This is a genomic window from Bacillus sp. FSL W8-0920, assembly GCF_038593215.1.
In the GTDB taxonomy this organism is placed as follows: domain Bacteria; phylum Bacillota; class Bacilli; order Bacillales; family Bacillaceae; genus Bacillus; species Bacillus pumilus.
Window position 1 is genome coordinate 3328838 of sequence record NZ_CP151974.1, and the last position, 16548, is coordinate 3345385.

The following is a 16548-nucleotide window of genomic DNA, read 5'->3' on the forward strand; positions in this document are numbered from 1 at the left end:
ATGTACAGAGCTGAGAAGCTATCATTGTTACAAGTCACCATTCTGTGCAGCTCTACAATGATAGGCGCTGGAATTTTAACCATTCCTCGCAGTTCTGCCAATTCAGGATTCCCTGATGGCTGGATCATTGTATTAATACAGGGAGTCATCTTTGCTTTCGTTGCTTTTTTGTTAGGATGGATTGCTGAAAAAAATGCACCAGACACCATTTTTGAGTCAAATAGAAAAGGAGCAGGGGCAATCGTTGGCACGATCTTTAATTTAATGCTAATTTCCTATTTACTAGGCATTGTCGGCTTTGAAGCGCGTGTCCTTGGGGAAGTGGTTCAGTTTTTCCTGCTGGAATCAACTCCCATGGCAGTGATTGTGATGATTTTTCTTCTCGTGGCGATCTATCATTTGAAAAGTGGTATTTTTCCAATAGTAAAAATGGTGACATACATATATCCGATGACGATGATTATTTATATTGGGCTCATGCTGTTTAGTTTGAAAATATTCAACTTTGATTACTTACGCCCAGTGATGGCGCACGGGTTTAAAGATTTCAGTAATTTGTTCTCTCAAACATTTATTCAATTTACAGGCTTTGAGGTCATTTTGTTTGTTGTACCACTCATTTATAAAGACAAATGGTCGAAGGCGAAATGGGCCGCTGCGATCGGGGTCGGAATTACCTCACTTATCTACTCTCTCACGCTCTTTATTGTGATTGGTTCCATGACCGTTGGAGAAACGAAATCCCTTACCTGGCCCACTGTCTCACTCATTCAAGCACTAGAACTTGAAGGGGTCTTCATTGAAAGATTTGATATTTTTTTACTGACGATCTGGACGTGCCAGCAGTTTATTTGCATGCTTGGCTTTTTCCAATTTGCCATTAAAGGATGCCACACAGTCTTTAAGACGACCAATGTAACGAGACTGCTTTGGCTGCTGTTTTTGATTACCTCTGCCCTCTCTTTATTTCCGAAAAATATCAATGAAGTCTTTTACTACTCTACTTTACTCGGCTACGCATTGTTCGCGGTTTTAGCCATTCCTTTTATTACAGCTGTTCTGCTGATGATACGCAAAAAATGGGGAGGTCGTTCTGCATGAGAGGAAGGCGTGTACTGTTATTCTTTTTTTCCTGCTGCCTTTTTCTTCTATCAGCAGGATGCTGGGATTTAAAGGATATTGAAAAACTATCGTTTGTACGCGGTGTTGGTATTGATGAGGAAGACGAGGATGGCGTTAAGCTGACCTACCAAAACCTTGTACCGAAAACAGGCGGAACACAAGAAGCCGATTCTCCCAGCTATGTGAATGTTGTCTCGAAGGGAAAAAATGTGCTGGAGGCTGTCAGTAATGTCGCCTTGAAGGACCCGCCGATCTATAGTGATCACCTGAAAATCTTTTTGTTTGGTAAAACCCAGGCGGAGCATCACGATATTCAAGGAACACTCAATCATTTTATTCGAGATGATGAGGTTCGGCGCAGCAGCTATCTCCTCGTGACACGAGGAGATGCGTCAAAAGTCATCAACCAAAAATTGAAATCACAGCAAAAGGTCCCAGTTGAGCATATCTTCGAAACATCCAAAAATCGAAGTTTTAACGGAAAGATCGCACCGCCAACACGTATTGGCAGAGCGTCTGATTACTTTCAGATGGGCGTTAGTTTCCTTGTGCAAAGTGTAGATGCGATAGACGGTGAACTTATTTATGATGGAGCAGGCATCATTCACGGAAAAACACGTAAGCTGATCGGTTTCATCCCTGCGAAGGATGTCCAATCTTTAAACTGGGTGATGGACCGAATTTCAGGCGGCGTTGTACCTGCCACCTACAAAGGTTATCCGATAACGTATGAAATCAAAAAAGCAAAAACGAAGGTCGAGCCCTATCTAAAAAATGGAAAGGTATCCTTTAAAATTAGCGTACAAACAAATGGAAAATTGTCTGAGGATCAATATCCTCCTGAAAACTCATTCGATGAGCAGTATATCAAACGATTTGAGCGGATCTTTGCTCATAACATTAAAGAACGCATTCAAAAAGCGATCCATCATGTGCAAAAAGAAGTGGGCGTTGATCCCATATTGTTTAACCAGCAATTCCGTATGAAATATCCTGACTATTGGGATCAGCATGGTACCGAGTGGGATAGGCTCTTCCAAGAAGCAGCCATTGATTACGATGTCAAAGTCAGCATCTTGAACTTTGGTGCAGAAGGTGCAACAAAAAGCTTTAAATGGTAAAGCAAAAAGGCGGTTATCCCGAAGGGGAGCCGCCTTTTTTACGCACGACAAGTAAAAGCTGATATAGAGTCACTTGATCAGTCAACGCTTTTGTTTGAAAGCCAAGTGACACTCCTACTCTTGCCACCTCGTCAAAAAACAATTGGACGTTTTGATCAATCGGAACATTGATCCTCTGCTCGATCACCCGTTCAAACAAATGGTCTGGGAAAAGCGCACGCATGGTATTTGGTGTGAAGAACCTCAGGTGACCTCGGTCTAAAATTCCTACATCTTGATACGTAAAATCCCCTGTCATTAACGGAAAAAGCACCTCCGCATGCATCATGTTGGGCAGGCAGCAAATGATCACACCGCCTGGCTTTAAAGATGCGTGCGCTTGTTCAATGATGTGCCAAGGATCTGACACATGCTCTAAAACATCCGAAAAAATGATTGCATCAAAAAAAGCCTCTTTCTCTAACCACGGGTACTCATCTGCTTTTGCCTCGATGACTTCTTTGTAATATGCCTTTGCGATGGCTGCTTTTAATGGATCAGCCTCTACTCCGTACATGTCAACAGACTGCCGATTCATTAGTTCAAGCCCTGTTGCTCCTGCGCCGCATCCCGCATCCAGTACACAAACAGCATCTTCAGGCAGCAGAGCCGCAAAGTACGGATGAGGGGTCATCAAATTAAGATCAATGCCCCATTTATCTAAAAACCGAAGCCTGTTCTCTGCAAACAATGTAGAGATGTTCGTTTCTTGATTCGCTCGAAAGGTTGCATGACCGTGATGATGCACAAATGAATCGTGAACGATTTGAAGCTGATATCCCTTCAGCAAGGATCTCAAACAAAGGTCGTCATCCTCAAAAGATCCATACACGAACCTCTCATCAAATAAACCCACCTCTTCAATGAGCTCTCTTTTCACAAGCAGACAAAATCCCACAAGCCGATGTACATAAGTTCTCTGACCTTTTTTTGCAGCCGTATAATTCTTCGCAAAGGCTGGAAGCTCCTTTACATCTGTATACGTTGGCTCGACCATTTGAGGACCGCTCACATAATTGGAGACTGGCCCTACCATCCCGATACGTTCTGATGCAAATAACGCCTCTTTTAATGGAGAAAGCCAGTTTTCCGTGACGATCGTGTCGTTATTTAAAAAGAGAATGCTATCCCCAGTCGCTTTTTTTGCTCCTTGATTACAGCCCTTTGCAAAGCCTCGATTTTCTGCATTTTCTATGAAAATCACATCTTTCAGCTCTCTCACATATTCCTTCGTCCCGTCGGTTGACGCATTATCAACGATGATGAGTTCATATTGGTCACTTCGGGTATGCTGCTTGATGCTGTCGATACATTTTTTCGTTAAATGCAGTTCATTATATGTCAGGATGACAATGCTCGTTTTCCCTTTCATCTCATTTCCACCTTTCGCCCGCCTATTCCATATGTATGTCATATGCAGCACGTTCAGAAGATGAGAGATTGTCCTTTCTTGATTAAACGTTTGTTTAACAAAGAAAAACCAGCTGCATGCGGGCAGCCGGTCATTGTTCACACCGTTTTTCCTTCGTCACCTGTAACGGAACGGTTCCTCTTTTTTAAATCTTCTTCAATTTCTTCAAGACTTTTCCCTTTCGTTTCAGTCACCATATATTTCACAAACAAGAAGGCGCCTACGCCGATGACCGCGTAAATAAGGAAAAGATTACTGATACCCATCGCGCTTAGTAAAGTTGGGAATGTAAGCGAGATGATTAAATTCCCTGTATGAAGGAGGAAGGTAGAGACACCTGTACCAATTCCTCGGACATGTACCGGAAACAGCTCAGGAAGCATGACCCAAACGACAGGACCCCAGCTGACAGCAAAGATGACGATAAAGAGCCCTAAACAAATAATAGTCGTCCATCCCGCAGCTGTTGACCCCTCGAAAAATCGATTGACCACTGACAGGACTATTAAACTAAGGACCATGCCAGCATTCCCAAATAAGAGCAACGCTTTACGCCCTACACGGTCAATGATTTTAATCGCCACAAACGTCATGACAACATTCACAGCCCCAATTCCGACGGTTCCTAAAATGGCCGCTGAATTACCAAAGCCAACGCTTGTGAATGTTTTTGGTGCATAGTAAATAATTGTATTGGTACCGATAAACTGCTGCAGAAAGGCAAGACCGACACCAGCGATTAATGCTGGGCGTACCCATGGCTCAAATAATTCCTTAAAACCGCCTTTTTCTTCACTTTCCGCCTGTTGAATGTCTGAAATTTCTTCTTCCACTTCTTGCTTACTCTTTCTGAGTTTAGATAATATCTCTTTCGCACGGTCTGCCTGTCCATGGACAAACAGCCAGCGGGGGCTTTCTGGCATAAACATAATCCCACATAATAAAAGCACAGAAGGCACGACCGCAATTCCAAGCATCAGGCGCCATGCCTCTGCATCCGCTAAAGAGTAATTCACAATATAGGCGAGAAGAATACCAAATGTGATCATGAGCTGGTTTAATGAGGACAGTGCACCTCTCGATTCCTTTGGAGCAAGTTCAGATAAATATAATGGAACAATCGTGGTCGAGCACCCGACAGCAAGTCCTAGCACAATTCGGAATAAGACCATCACTTCCGTATTCGGAGCAAGGGCTGTACCAAATCCGCCGATAATAAATAAAATCGCTGCGGCGATGATGGCTTTTTTCCGCCCAAATTGATCTGTCAGCTTTCCAGATAAAGAGGAACCGAGCATCGCTCCGATTAAAATCGAGCTGACAACAAGTCCCTCTGTAAATGCGTTTAACCCTAAATCCTCTTTCATAAATAAGATGGCGCCAGAAATGACACCTGTATCATAGCCATATAAGGCGCCGCCAAGTGCGCCGAAAAAATAAAGCCATCCATTCCGATTTTTCATGTTCATAACCCCTCTTTTGTTTCTGTATGTACTGTATGTTTCTCTATGGAAAATCATTTTCCTCACTTTCTGTCACTTCAAACATTTCGATGTTTTATGACAAATATATTTCATTTGCGTATCATTGAAACTTTTTACGATAAGGAAACGTCAATTAAGCGTTAGTGAAGAAAACGTCGCACTATATCCCGTTTTAAGGTATATTTGTTTTAGTTTGTAAGCAAAAAGAAGGACATCTTTACTATAAAAATCATAGCGAGGGTTTAAAATATATGGATCAATCAAGAAGCAAACGCAAAGGAAAAAAGCGTTTAAAACCATGGGTGAAAGTCACTCTATTTATAGTCGGTATCCTTTTACTGACAACCGCTTCTGTCACAGGCTATGCCTACTATAAAGTGACAAGCGCTGCAAAAAAAGCACAAGTATCTTTAGATCGCGGCGCTCAATCTGTCAAACGGATTGAAGCATTCGATCCTGGGAAAGACAGCTTTTCTGTCTTGCTGCTTGGTATTGACAGCAGACCGGGCGAAACAGTGAAACAAGCACGAAGCGATGCGATGGTCTTAGCAACCGTCAATCGTACAAATAAAACCGTAAAATTATTAAGCATTCCAAGGGACTCATACGTGAATATTCCAGGGCATGGCTATGACAAAATTACACATGCACACGCATTTGGCGGTGCAGATTTAACTTTAAGTACAGTCGAAGATTTACTAGATATTCCGGTTGATTTTGTGATCCAAAGTAATTTCAAAGCATTTAAAGAGATCGTCAATGAACTAAACGGGGTCTCTATTAACGTCAAGGATGAATATGTAGTTAAACAGGTTCTAAAAGATACAAAGGGCAAGGTACAGCTTCAAACAGGAACCCATACACTAGACGGTGATCAAGCTCTTGCATATGTGAGAACAAGAAAAGCAGATAGTGATTTAATGCGCGGGCAGCGTCAAATGGAAGTATTAAAAGCCATTTTTGATAAATCAAAATCGTTAACATCTATTCCGTCATATGACAATATCATTGATACACTTGGTGATAATGTCGCGACCAACCTTTCAATGAAAGAGCTAGTCGGGCTTTTCCCACTTCTCACGTCATTGAAATCGGTTGATACCATTCAGCTGAAAGGCTCTGATTACCAGCCAAACGGAGTTTATTATTACCAATTGGATCAAAACCAGCTAAACGAAGTGAAGACTGAATTGAAGAAGCAGCTTGAATTATCATAAACAGAAAGCGTCCCTAAGGGGCGCTTTTTGATTGTTGACAAAGGGCTAAATTGGTTTTTATTTTAGCCCTTTGTCTTCTTTTCAGCGTGATAGAAAACCTTTGCACTCTAGGAAGAACGAGCACAGAAGCGGAGCGAATTTAATATTCGTGAGCATCGGCGCACAGGACTGACACCGAATGCGAAGGTTTGTCTACACGCTGAAAGCGTCACTAAGGGGCGCTTTTTTACTTGCTGACGATGATGCAGATTTTTCCCCTTTGGCTTATTTCCTTGATCATTCGATCATTTTTGTTTAGCCTTGATAGAGAGGACAAGCATCGTATTGCTCATGAGAATGAACGAAATCGTACATACTTTGAAGAGGCTATTGCATGCATGAAGGAGGATTTGACAGCGATGAAAAAAATGATTGCGATTGATTTAGACGGTACACTTTTAAATACAAAAAGTGAAATATCTGCTCAAAACAGGGAGGCATTGATCCGCGCGAAGGAAGCGGGATATATTGTCACCATCTGTACAGGGCGGGCGACTTTTGACGTGAAGGAACTGCTTGGCGATTTGGACATCCCTATTATTGCAGCAAACGGCGGAACCGTTCATACAGAAGGTTACGAACTTTTCAGCCGTATCACACTTGACCAAGAAGCAGGAAAACGAGCGGCTCAGGCATTAGTAGAACGAAACATTTACTTTGAGGTTTACACGGACGATGCGCTCCTCTCTCCTTTTGATGGAAAAGAGAAGCTGAAAGCAGAATTTGATGTGATCAAAAGCGCGAATCCAAATGAAGATATAGCTGATTTATGGGAAGGGGCAATGACTCAATTCAAACAATTTGGCATCAAACCAGTGGATGATATTCGTCAGATTTTTGGGTCGAATGAAGCGACCTATAAATTACTCTGCTTCTCGTTTGATATGAACAAACTACAGGAAGCACGAGACCTCCTCGCGGAAATGCCCGAGCTTTCATTGACCTCTTCTGGAAAACATATCATTGAGGTACTTCCAAAAGAGTCTGGGAAAGGACATGCTCTTAAAAAGCTCGCAGCTCATTACGGCGTAGACCGCTCACATATTTATGCGATTGGCGACAGCCCCAACGATCTATCCATGTTTGAGGAAGCAGGCCACCGCATTGCAATGGGGAATGCCGTTGATGTCATTAAAGACAAGAGCACCTACATTACAAAAGGCAATCATGAAGACGGTGTTGCTTACTTTATTGATCTCCTTTTACAAAATCAATTCCACGAAAAAAAGACGCTTGTCTGATCAGCGCCTAAAGAGAAGTCTAAAAGTCCGATACGAGCGTGGATCGGGCTTTTTCTTTATTTTTGATTCTAACAGCCGTCTCATACTTATCCTTCCAGTACGTACTTGTTTTCATATTCGTAAGCACGACACCATTTGAGACGGTCACATGAATGACTTGATTTGACCCTGCATAAATCGCCGGCATCAATGACGTTCCACTAAAGAAAACGAGATCTCCCGGCTTCAGCTCCGACCGTTTCACAGGCGTACCTGCCTTGACTTGACCTGACGCATAACGAGGCAGCTCAATACCAAGCACTTCACGATACACATACTGTGTGAACCCTGCTGTGTCAAAGCCTTGCTTTGGATTCGTCCCACCTTTGACATAAGGAACTTCACCAATATACGTAGCGGCTTTTGAGACAATCGGGTCTTCTTTTGCTAATTTCAGCTCTGTTAATCGTTTCGCACCTGTCCATTTTTCGCGCCAATACGATTCGGACAAATAAGAAATCGTGACACTTTCCGAACGGCTCGCATGAATAAAACGGTCGCCCCCAATATACATCCCTACATGAGAAATGCCTGGCTTATATGTGTTGCTAAAAAAGACAAAATCCCCAGGACGTATATCATCTAATGCCACTTTTTCTCCAACCATCCACTGCTGTTCAGCACTTCGAGGCAAATAAATCCCTAGTGATTTTTCAAATACATATTGTAAAAAGCCTGAACAATCAAAGCCAATCTTAGGGTCTGCTGCACCAAATACATAAGGAATACCTACATATTTCATCGCATCTTTCACAAGATGATTATCCGAGATTGACGGTGTGCCGGGAAGTCGTTTGACTGCATAAAATCGGTCCGTCCAGTATTTGCTTTTGCTGACGTTTGTTTTCACCACACCTTGACTAAGCGTGATGTGAATGACCTGATCGTTACCAGCGTAAAATCCTACATGTGTCGGGATATCCTTTGTTTCTTCAAGGCTTCGAAAATATACAAGATCACCTGGCTGGGCTTTGTCCCATGATACCTTTTTTCCAATCTGATACTGATCGATTACCTTCCGCGGCAAATCAAAAGCGCCTGATGTCTTGTACACATATTGCGTAAACCCTGATGCGTCAAAGCCCGTTTTTGGATCGGTTCCTCCTTTATGATAAGGTGCTCCAATCAACTTTTCCGCTTGCTGCAAAGGAGACGCTGTTTGAGCAACTGCTTCTGATTGAGTCATGAACATCAGCCCTACGAGCGCGCACCCACCAATCACTATTCCTTTCCACTTCATGACCTTTCCCCTCCTTTCTTCTATAGTTTCGGCATGACACCTAACCTTTTACACCTTTTTTCGACAAAAAAGAGCACGCAATGCGTGCCCTCTATGCTCGTTAGAGTTATTTACTTGCTTCCGTTTTTGACTGTTTTTGTTGTTCGATTTTCTGCATTTCAACCGAGATCTTTTGTTTTTCATGATCTGTGAGGCTGTCACTAAATTTAAAAGCAGACATAAAGACAAAGACTAAAATTAACGCAACAAACGGCCAGCTTGCTTTTAGAAATTTCATTTCTTCTCTTTCCCTCCGTTTTCTTTTAAGTGTTTAACTTTATCAGCGTGATCTACTTCAAAGAAAATGTGTCCGTCTTTTTCTTTCCAATCCGCATTCGTACCATTTGTCAGCATACGGATAATGGATTTTGATTCAAATGATCCTGCTTTAACCGGAGCAGGTGTTGCTTCTTTGATGTACATTGGGACCACTTCAAATGTCGCTTTTCCATCTCCATTCAGATGATACTGAACAAGTGCAGAATCACGTGTTCTTGACCAGCCTTGGTCAAAAATAAAGTTTCCTAAGCTATAGAAGATCGCCGTGCCGTTATAGACTTCCATTGGCTCAAGAACGTGCGGATGAGCACCGATAATGATATCAGCACCAGCCTTAGACATCGCTCTTGCCAATTCTCTTTGTCTATCGTTTACCTCATTGTTGTACTCCTGTCCCCAGTGAGCATGAACAACGACGACATCTGCCTTTTCAGCAGCCTGCGAAATCATCGGAATAAAGATAGATGGGTCGGCTGGCAAGATACCCGCCTGGCGATTCGTTGCTTTAAAATCTTTCCCATACACATCTGTAAAACCAAGTGTAGCGATTTTGACACCATTTACTTCTTTATACGAAATGTTCTGCTTCGCATCCTGAAGGTTAAGGCCTGCGCCTGTATAATCCATGTCAGCTTGTTTAAAGGCATCAATCGTTTTGTTCAGCCCTTTTTCACCATAGTCTGCCGCATGGTTATTCGCAAAGTTTAATACAGAGAAATTCAAATCCTTCAACGCTTTGACCGAATCCTCATCCGTTTTTAAATGAATATTCTTTTGCGCCGCTTGTTCCCGGTCTGATGCGACTGGATGCTCAAAGTTACCAGTCACATAATCTGACACATCGAAGTATGGCTTGGCATAGCGAAAGAGATGCTGTTTTCCATAGCGGTCGGTTACTTTCTCTACGTTTCTTCCAAACATAATGTCACCGACAAACGAAGCGGTCAGGATGTTTTCTGGATTCTTTTGTACAGTTGGCACTTTTGCTTGCCCGATAAACGTAAATAGAAATGTACAAGCAATGACGATCGGTAAAGCAATCAGCACGTGTTTATTCGTTTTTTTCTTTTGGTTCTTTGTGATTTTCAGCAGCTTTTCCTGAAAGCTCAATTTTTTATTCATCATTGGACACACCTTATCTTAAAATAGATAGTAAACATACATGATGGCAAATGTTGCACCACTTAGAAGTAACGTGCTTCCAAGGGTCATCGTAAGACCTTGCTTTTGAATCGTATTTGCAATCAATCCAGGAACGATAATACCGATTCCGCGGAATTCTGCTATTTCAAATGGGACCACTGGATAGAAGAAATCAAAGACTAGCTTTAAGGCAATCCCTGTAATCAGCATCGCAGCAAACTTTCTGCGTCCGTATAAAATCATAAATTTCGATAGACCAAAGCGAACGATGACATACGTAAGCAAGCTGACAGATAAGACAACTAAAATGAAGACTGGCTGGTTAAATACAAGCGCCAGATAACCTGGGACAACAAGTCCAGCTGGTACGATTCCTGTTTTTTCTGCAAAGATTAAACTAAGTAGAACACCTAAAATTAACGAGATATAAAGATCTGATCCGAACATTTTCTATATTTCCTCCTAGCTGACAAGCTGCTTAATTTTGTATTCTTGAATTTTTTCGATTAACGGTTCAGCGGCACCATGAATATTGCCGACTCCATAAACCACTCGATTATGAAGCTTTTTCTCAAGCATGTTCATAATTTCTTCTGTAGATTGATATTCAAGGTTGTGTAAGTGGTCAGCCGGAATTTTTCCATCCTCATATGCCTTTACAATTGGATCTGTTGTTTCACCAATTAAGACGAGATCACTTGCTTCAATATAAGGAAGTACATCCTCCGCAAACTGGATCGTTCGATCTACACGATCCGCACGGCAGTTCATGATAATAATCGGTTCATCTGTTGGATATCCAATTTCTTTCACACGCTTCCAAATGTTCAATGTAGATGATGCGTCATTTGCCGCAAAACCATTTACAAAGTGTCCAGGCGTTTTCGCATCCATTAATGGAAGAATTCTCATCGCTCCTGGATCAGGCGGCGCATTTAACATTCCTCGGAATGCCGTATCTTCATCAATTCCCAATGCCTGTGCAACACCAAGTGCAAGTGAGGCATTATCTGGGAAGACCATGTACTCAAATTTCCGTAAATACTCATCAGAAATCTTGGAATTATCTGCAACAATGACTTCTGTATTGCGTTTTTTCGCAATCTCTTTAAAGAAATCCGTATATTCACTATCCGTAATAACCAAGTGTCCATTGTAAGGAATTGTCGCTGTAAAGGCTTCTGCTATTTCATCAAGTGTCGGCCCCATAACGTCCATATGATCTTCAAGAACGTTTACGATCACGCCAATATTCGCTTGAAGCAGCTCTTCCTGAAAGATGATTTGGTAATCTGGATTTACCGCCATACATTCACTGACGATGGCATTTGCTCCTCTTTCAACGGTTTCTCTCATAACTTCCTTCTGCTCACCGATATTCGGTCCTTGCGGTTTCCTTTTAATCGGTTTCTCCTCTGGCGTATCCCAATAAATCATTCTTGCATCTGTTCCCGTTGTTTTGCCGACAGTTTTATAACCTGCCTCCATTAAGATACCGGTTGTCAATCTTGTAACGGTAGACTTTCCGCGAATACCATTAATATTGACGCGCACCGGTAGGGCATCGATATTTTTCTGGTGACGCTTCTTTTCAATAAAGCCAATCCCTAACATGATGACACAGGCTATAACGATTAACCACATCGCTTATCTACATCTCCTTTTTTTATGAGTGTGATATGTAAATTCAATCAACAGTATATAGGTTCAGCATAAAATCACAATCGGTATTATGTAACATAATCTTTCACTTCCTCGTATGCCAAATTCCTCTAATCAGAAGGTGTATTGACCTAGCTCCTCTTTAAATGAAAAGGTCAAAAGACGGACAAAAATCAGCCTGAATTTCGGCTTCAATCAAGAGTAAGCGTTACCATCAAGCATCGAAAAATCTTTTGTCCTTTTCTCCCTAAATTTTTTGACAATTGTTAAGATGTATTTTGAATCAATGTTTTAAAGCCCTTTAAACTCTATAACATCAGTCATATCAGCGCTTTAAATGAATAGTGCGTGTTTTGGAATGTTTTCGATTTTTGAAGGAACAGGTTAGAAAGTCATCCTCATCGGTTAGAACGCTACACGTTGACCTATGACAAAGGTCACCTCATAAAAAATCAAGTCATATGCTTATTTCAGGGTCACAAAAAATTGGGATAAGATGTAAATTATTGATCATTTCGAAATGCCTTCTCTTTACGATATTCGCTCCTTATGACCCACATAATGAAATATTATTCATTTGTTTTTATCAAGATTCATCATTTCTTAACATTTTTAATATGATTTTAGTTGAAAGTTGTCAATTCATGTCATGCTTTCCCCAAAGGCGACGAATAAAATCAGCTTCCCCGCTTACACTAAGGTTAAAAAATCTGTGAGAGGAGGCTAAAGATGCCAAACAGCAATGAGCAAACACGGTTGCATTTTTTATCAGGCAGCTTCGAGGAAAAAATCCGGATTCTGAAAAAAACATTTCAGCAAAGCGGCGATTTTGAATACCGAGAGTTAATGGTGAATGAAACGAAATCTGTCCTGTTTTTTATTAAAACAAGAATTGATGAAGGCAAACTGAACAACTTTATTATCGGTAACTTGTTAGGTCCTCCTGGAAAACAAGATTATACAAAGTCTCTTAGTACGCTTGAAACAGGCGACTTGACTCTGATCACTGACAGTATTATTGCAGGAAGCATTGCCTTTCTTGATGAAAATTCCTCGCAGATCAAATTATTTGCTGTCGGGCAGCCGCCGCTTCGCTCTATTTCTGAGCCTTCATCAGAAAGCATCATTGCGGGTGCTCATGATGGATTTGTGGAAAGTTTGGATACGAATATATATTTACTGCGTTCTCACTTAAATGATCGGAAGCTCGCCATTCAGTACCATAAGGTCGGTACAAAATCAGAAACAAAGCTTGCGATTGTTTATATTTCTGATGTAGCGAATCAGGAAAAGGTAGAAGAGGTAAACAGACGGATCTCTTCTATTAAAGTAGACACGCTGATTAGTCCTGGTTCTATTGTTGAGGCGATCGAAGATGATTCATTTTCTATTTTTCCGCAGCTGATTGATACAGAACGTCCTGATAAGGTGAGATCTGCCATTCTTGAAGGTCGTATTGTAGTGCTGATGGACGGGAGCCCTATGGCAATTATTCTTCCTGTCACCTTTTTTAGTTTCTTTCAATCACCAGATGATTATAATAGCCGCTGGATTCCAGCTACATTTATCCGTATTTTGCGTTATCTCGCCTGCATCATCGCAGTCATACTGCCATCTTTTTATATTGCGGTGATTGGATTTCATTATGAGGTGGTCCCTGATGAACTCGCCGTAACCATGAAGAATTCTATTATTGGGATTCCCTTCCCTCCTTTAATCGAAGCCATGCTGATGGAAATTACTATTGAACTCATACGGGAAGCCGGGGTGCGTCTGCCAAAACCAATTGGACAGACCATTGGGATCGTAGGCGGTTTGGTCATTGGGGATGCGGTAGTACAAGCAGGACTCATCTCGAATGTCCTTATCGTTGTCGTTGCCGTGACTGCCGTTGCTTCCTTTGTCCTTCCTTCATTTGAAATGACGTCTACCATCAGGATGCTGCGTTTTCCGCTCATGTTCATGGCGTCAATGTTTGGCTTTATCGGCATTTCATTTGGCCTGGCCATCGTCCTCATGAATTTATGCCGCCTAGAATCATTAGGTGTACCGTACTTATCACCTGTTACACCTTTTAACTGGCAGGATTTAAAGGACACCGTCATTCGACTACCTATGTGGATGTACAAACAGCGTCCTGTTTATTTAAATCCGCAAAGGAAAAAACAAATTGAAAATTTGAGAGGGTGGGAAAAGAAAAATGAAAAATAAAATATCTCCATCTCAAGCGATCTTTTTTCTCATCCAATCTCAAATTGGTGTTGGGATTTTAGCGCTTCCCCATTTGCTGATGAAAGACATGGGGCACGATGGCTGGATGGCGATTATCTTAGCCGGCGTATTTATTCAAATCATCAATACCATTTTCATTTATATCATTCAAAAATATCCTGACATATCGTTCTTCCAAGCATTAATCAAAGTCTATGGGAAATGGATAGGGCATATTTTAATCGGGCTTTATACAGTTTATTTTGCCTCGATCTGCATTGTTGTTCTCTCCATTTTCACCAGAATACTTGGTATATGGGTACTGCCGCTTACGCCAAACTGGGTCATTAATTTATTGCTGACGATCTCCATCATCTACATCGCAAAAGAAAAAATCACAGCGATCGTCAGGTTTAACTTTATCTTGACCCCCTTTTTGCTCATGTTGTCTTTACTCATGTTCTATTCGTTAAAAGGAACCAATATTGACTACCTCATGCCTTTCTTCCAGACGGATTTGTCTCAGTTCCAGCTTGGATTGAAAGATGTGGTGCTCTCGATGAACGGCTTTGAAATGATTCTCATCATCTCTCCATTCATGAAAGGTTCCATCAAAGAACGGTATAAGGTCATGACGATTTCAAATATATGCACGACGCTTTTCTACCTATTTATTACATTGATTTGTTTTATGTTCTTCAGCCCGATTGAGCTTGATATCATACCAAATCCTGTGCTTTATCTATTAAAGACCATTACATTCGGAATCATTGAACGAACAGATTTAATTTTTCTAAGTTTCTGGGTGTTTGTCATTCTTGCCACACTCAGCAATTACCTTCACTTCTGTGCCAATGGCCTAGCGAGCCTACTTAATAAAAAAGAGCATAAAAAATATGTCTATTATTTTGCCATTTTCATCTACGCGGCTTGCTGTTTTCTCGCAAACGATAACTTTAGAATACAGCGCTTTAACGACTTTACGACCATTGCTCAAATTTCAGTTATTTACACACTGCCGATCATTATGGCCATCATCATTTTTATCAAACATCTTAAAGGGAAGGTGAAATCGCATGCGTCATAAGTTTTCGCTGACGCTCCTCATGTGTATATCGCTTATCTTCATGCCTGGCTGCTGGGATCAAAACTTATTAAAAAATATCTCTCTTGTGTTAACGTCTACGGTTGATCAAGGAGAAGACGACAATGCGAAGTTCTCCATCACCTATCGTAAAGTACAGCAGTCTCAAAGCATGGCGCAAGGAAATACAGGCAGCTATTTAACCACTGTTCTTACAACTGAAGCTCCTACATTAAGAAAAGCAAGAACCAACTTCAGCCGAATTGTCGATCAAAAAATTGATATATCAAAAATGCGAGTCATGCTAATCGGTGATGAATTTGCTCAAAATAGCCTTCTCCCCTATTTAGATATGTTCTATCGAGATCCAAAAAGTCCTTTGCTCGCCAATCTTGCAGTGGTACAGGGGGGAACCTGTGTGGAATTAATCGACCAGCTCCTCAAGGAAAAGGTCATTGTGAGCGATTATTTAAATAACCTCATCACCACTGCATCTCAATCCTCCCAAGTAGCACCTAAAAACATGCAAAGCATTCGTTCCAAAATGCTGCAAACCGGAGAGGATTTCACACTGCCGTTACTCTACTATGATCAAGAGAAAAAACTAACGAGTGTAAAAGGCGTCGCCCTATTTGATAATGAGAAAAAGAAAGGTGAGCTGTACGGACAAGATGCCATTCTTCTCACTGTCATGGACGAGAATATGGGCAAATATGCGAACTTCACTAAAAAAGTAAGAAGTGATATGAAATCAAAGGAGAACAATTACATCACCATTCAAGTGACAGATTCAAAGAGAGACATCAACATTATCAATCCTGACCATCGAAACTTAACCTTTTCTCTTGAGTATGAATTCACGACCTCTGTCCTTGAATACCCGAAAGATAATCTAGACACAGATAAAAAAATTAAAATGCTCAACAAAAGGCTTTCCGCGATTTTGACAAAAGAAGCAGAAAAAGTCGTGGCCTCCCTGCAAGAAGCAAACTCTGACGTCCTTAGCCTAGGCAGAAAATATCGGGTAAGACACTATGATGAATTCATGAAGATGAACTGGGTTACGGATTATCCAAATGTAAAAATCATCCCAAAAATCAAAGTGAATATTACAGAAACAGGGATTATTAGTTAAGAAAAGGAAGAGTTCATCTTTCTTTTCTTTTTTTATTTTTTT

14 protein-coding genes are annotated in these 16548 nt (G+C 41.2%); 7 read left to right on the plus strand and 7 right to left on the minus strand.

Annotation, left to right across the window (positions count from 1 at the left end; translation table 11 throughout):
* A complete protein-coding gene (locus NSS78_RS17125; protein WP_309216011.1) occupies positions 1-1101 on the plus strand; it encodes a GerAB/ArcD/ProY family transporter in 1101 nt (366 codons plus the stop codon).
* The gene (locus tag NSS78_RS17130; protein WP_137054313.1) at positions 1098-2243 is read left to right on the plus strand and encodes a Ger(x)C family spore germination protein; all 1146 of its coding nucleotides are present in this window, start codon (positions 1098-1100) and stop codon (positions 2241-2243) included. The genes NSS78_RS17125 and NSS78_RS17130 overlap by 4 nt, the downstream gene beginning before the upstream one ends.
* 13 nt (positions 2244-2256) lie before the next feature.
* Here NSS78_RS17130 and NSS78_RS17135 read toward each other — a convergent pair whose 3' ends face one another.
* Positions 2257-3654, minus strand: coding sequence for a bifunctional glycosyltransferase family 2 protein/class I SAM-dependent methyltransferase (locus NSS78_RS17135; protein WP_253622097.1), 1398 nt, complete (start codon positions 3652-3654; stop codon positions 2257-2259).
* Positions 3655-3791: 137 nt separating this feature from the next.
* Positions 3792-5156 (minus strand): sugar porter family MFS transporter, encoded by a 1365-nt coding sequence (locus NSS78_RS17140; RefSeq protein WP_106035676.1) that lies wholly within the window; start codon positions 5154-5156, stop codon positions 3792-3794.
* Positions 5157-5428: 272 nt separating this feature from the next.
* Between NSS78_RS17140 and NSS78_RS17145 the strand changes: the two genes are divergently transcribed.
* Complete coding sequence (locus NSS78_RS17145; RefSeq protein WP_003212964.1) at positions 5429-6394, plus strand: LCP family protein; 966 nt, start codon at positions 5429-5431, stop codon at positions 6392-6394.
* A 398-nt stretch (positions 6395-6792) separates the two neighbouring features.
* On the plus strand, positions 6793-7674 hold the full coding sequence (locus NSS78_RS17150; RefSeq protein ID WP_253622095.1) for a Cof-type HAD-IIB family hydrolase: 882 nt from the start codon (positions 6793-6795) through the stop codon (positions 7672-7674).
* A 19-nt stretch (positions 7675-7693) separates the two neighbouring features.
* Here NSS78_RS17150 and NSS78_RS17155 read toward each other — a convergent pair whose 3' ends face one another.
* The 5 genes from NSS78_RS17155 to pgsB all read right to left on the minus strand — a co-directional run bounded on the left by NSS78_RS17155 (position 7694) and on the right by pgsB (position 12058).
* Positions 7694-8953 carry an NlpC/P60 family protein gene (locus NSS78_RS17155; RefSeq protein ID WP_327839560.1) on the minus strand — a complete coding sequence of 420 codons (1260 nt, stop codon included), beginning with the start codon at positions 8951-8953 and terminating at the stop codon, positions 7694-7696.
* A 106-nt stretch (positions 8954-9059) separates the two neighbouring features.
* Positions 9060-9230, minus strand: a complete 171-nt coding sequence (locus tag NSS78_RS17160; RefSeq protein WP_003213661.1) for a hypothetical protein — start codon at positions 9228-9230, stop codon at positions 9060-9062.
* Positions 9227-10393 (minus strand): CapA family protein, encoded by a 1167-nt coding sequence (locus NSS78_RS17165; protein ID WP_327839558.1) that lies wholly within the window; start codon positions 10391-10393, stop codon positions 9227-9229. Before NSS78_RS17165 ends, NSS78_RS17160 begins: the two co-directional genes overlap by 4 nt.
* Before the next feature lie 18 nt (positions 10394-10411).
* On the minus strand, positions 10412-10861 hold the full coding sequence (pgsC, locus tag NSS78_RS17170) for a poly-gamma-glutamate biosynthesis protein PgsC (RefSeq protein ID WP_003213696.1): 450 nt from the start codon (positions 10859-10861) through the stop codon (positions 10412-10414).
* A gap of 15 nt (positions 10862-10876) precedes the next feature.
* Positions 10877-12058: a poly-gamma-glutamate synthase PgsB gene (gene pgsB / locus NSS78_RS17175; RefSeq protein WP_012011489.1), complete on the minus strand. Its 1182-nt coding sequence runs from the start codon at positions 12056-12058 to the stop codon at positions 10877-10879.
* A 747-nt stretch (positions 12059-12805) separates the two neighbouring features.
* Here pgsB and NSS78_RS17180 point away from each other — a divergent pair.
* Genes NSS78_RS17180 through NSS78_RS17190 form a run of 3 tightly spaced genes read left to right on the plus strand, consistent with a single transcriptional unit; the run spans position 12806 to position 16506 of the window.
* A complete protein-coding gene (locus NSS78_RS17180) occupies positions 12806-14287 on the plus strand; it encodes a spore germination protein (RefSeq protein ID WP_284907400.1) in 1482 nt (493 codons plus the stop codon).
* Complete coding sequence (locus tag NSS78_RS17185) at positions 14277-15374, plus strand: endospore germination permease (protein WP_284907401.1); 1098 nt, start codon at positions 14277-14279, stop codon at positions 15372-15374. The genes NSS78_RS17180 and NSS78_RS17185 overlap by 11 nt, the downstream gene beginning before the upstream one ends.
* A complete protein-coding gene (locus NSS78_RS17190) occupies positions 15364-16506 on the plus strand; it encodes a Ger(x)C family spore germination protein (protein ID WP_284907402.1) in 1143 nt (380 codons plus the stop codon). Before NSS78_RS17185 ends, NSS78_RS17190 begins: the two co-directional genes overlap by 11 nt.
* The last annotated feature ends 42 nt before the right edge of the window (positions 16507-16548 follow it).

Excerpts from the sequence above, each read along its gene's own strand:
- NSS78_RS17125 (WP_309216011.1), top strand. The coding sequence starts at position 1 with ATGTACAGAGCTGAGAAGCTATCATTGTTACAAGTCACCATTCTGTGC.
- NSS78_RS17135 (WP_253622097.1), bottom strand. The coding sequence starts at position 3,654 with ATGAAAGGGAAAACGAGCATTGTCATCCTGACATATAATGAACTGCAT.
- NSS78_RS17190 (WP_284907402.1), top strand. The coding sequence starts at position 15,364 with ATGCGTCATAAGTTTTCGCTGACGCTCCTCATGTGTATATCGCTTATC.
- NSS78_RS17180 (WP_284907400.1), top strand. The coding sequence starts at position 12,806 with ATGCCAAACAGCAATGAGCAAACACGGTTGCATTTTTTATCAGGCAGC.
- NSS78_RS17160 (WP_003213661.1), bottom strand. The coding sequence starts at position 9,230 with ATGAAATTTCTAAAAGCAAGCTGGCCGTTTGTTGCGTTAATTTTAGTC.
- NSS78_RS17150 (WP_253622095.1), top strand. The coding sequence starts at position 6,793 with ATGAAAAAAATGATTGCGATTGATTTAGACGGTACACTTTTAAATACA.
- NSS78_RS17145 (WP_003212964.1), top strand. The coding sequence starts at position 5,429 with ATGGATCAATCAAGAAGCAAACGCAAAGGAAAAAAGCGTTTAAAACCA.
- pgsB (WP_012011489.1), bottom strand. The coding sequence starts at position 12,058 with ATGTGGTTAATCGTTATAGCCTGTGTCATCATGTTAGGGATTGGCTTT.
- NSS78_RS17130 (WP_137054313.1), top strand. The coding sequence starts at position 1,098 with ATGAGAGGAAGGCGTGTACTGTTATTCTTTTTTTCCTGCTGCCTTTTT.
- NSS78_RS17140 (WP_106035676.1), bottom strand. The coding sequence starts at position 5,156 with ATGAAAAATCGGAATGGATGGCTTTATTTTTTCGGCGCACTTGGCGGC.
- NSS78_RS17165 (WP_327839558.1), bottom strand. The coding sequence starts at position 10,393 with ATGAATAAAAAATTGAGCTTTCAGGAAAAGCTGCTGAAAATCACAAAG.
- NSS78_RS17185 (WP_284907401.1), top strand. The coding sequence starts at position 14,277 with ATGAAAAATAAAATATCTCCATCTCAAGCGATCTTTTTTCTCATCCAA.
- NSS78_RS17155 (WP_327839560.1), bottom strand. The coding sequence starts at position 8,953 with ATGAAGTGGAAAGGAATAGTGATTGGTGGGTGCGCGCTCGTAGGGCTG.
- pgsC (WP_003213696.1), bottom strand. The coding sequence starts at position 10,861 with ATGTTCGGATCAGATCTTTATATCTCGTTAATTTTAGGTGTTCTACTT.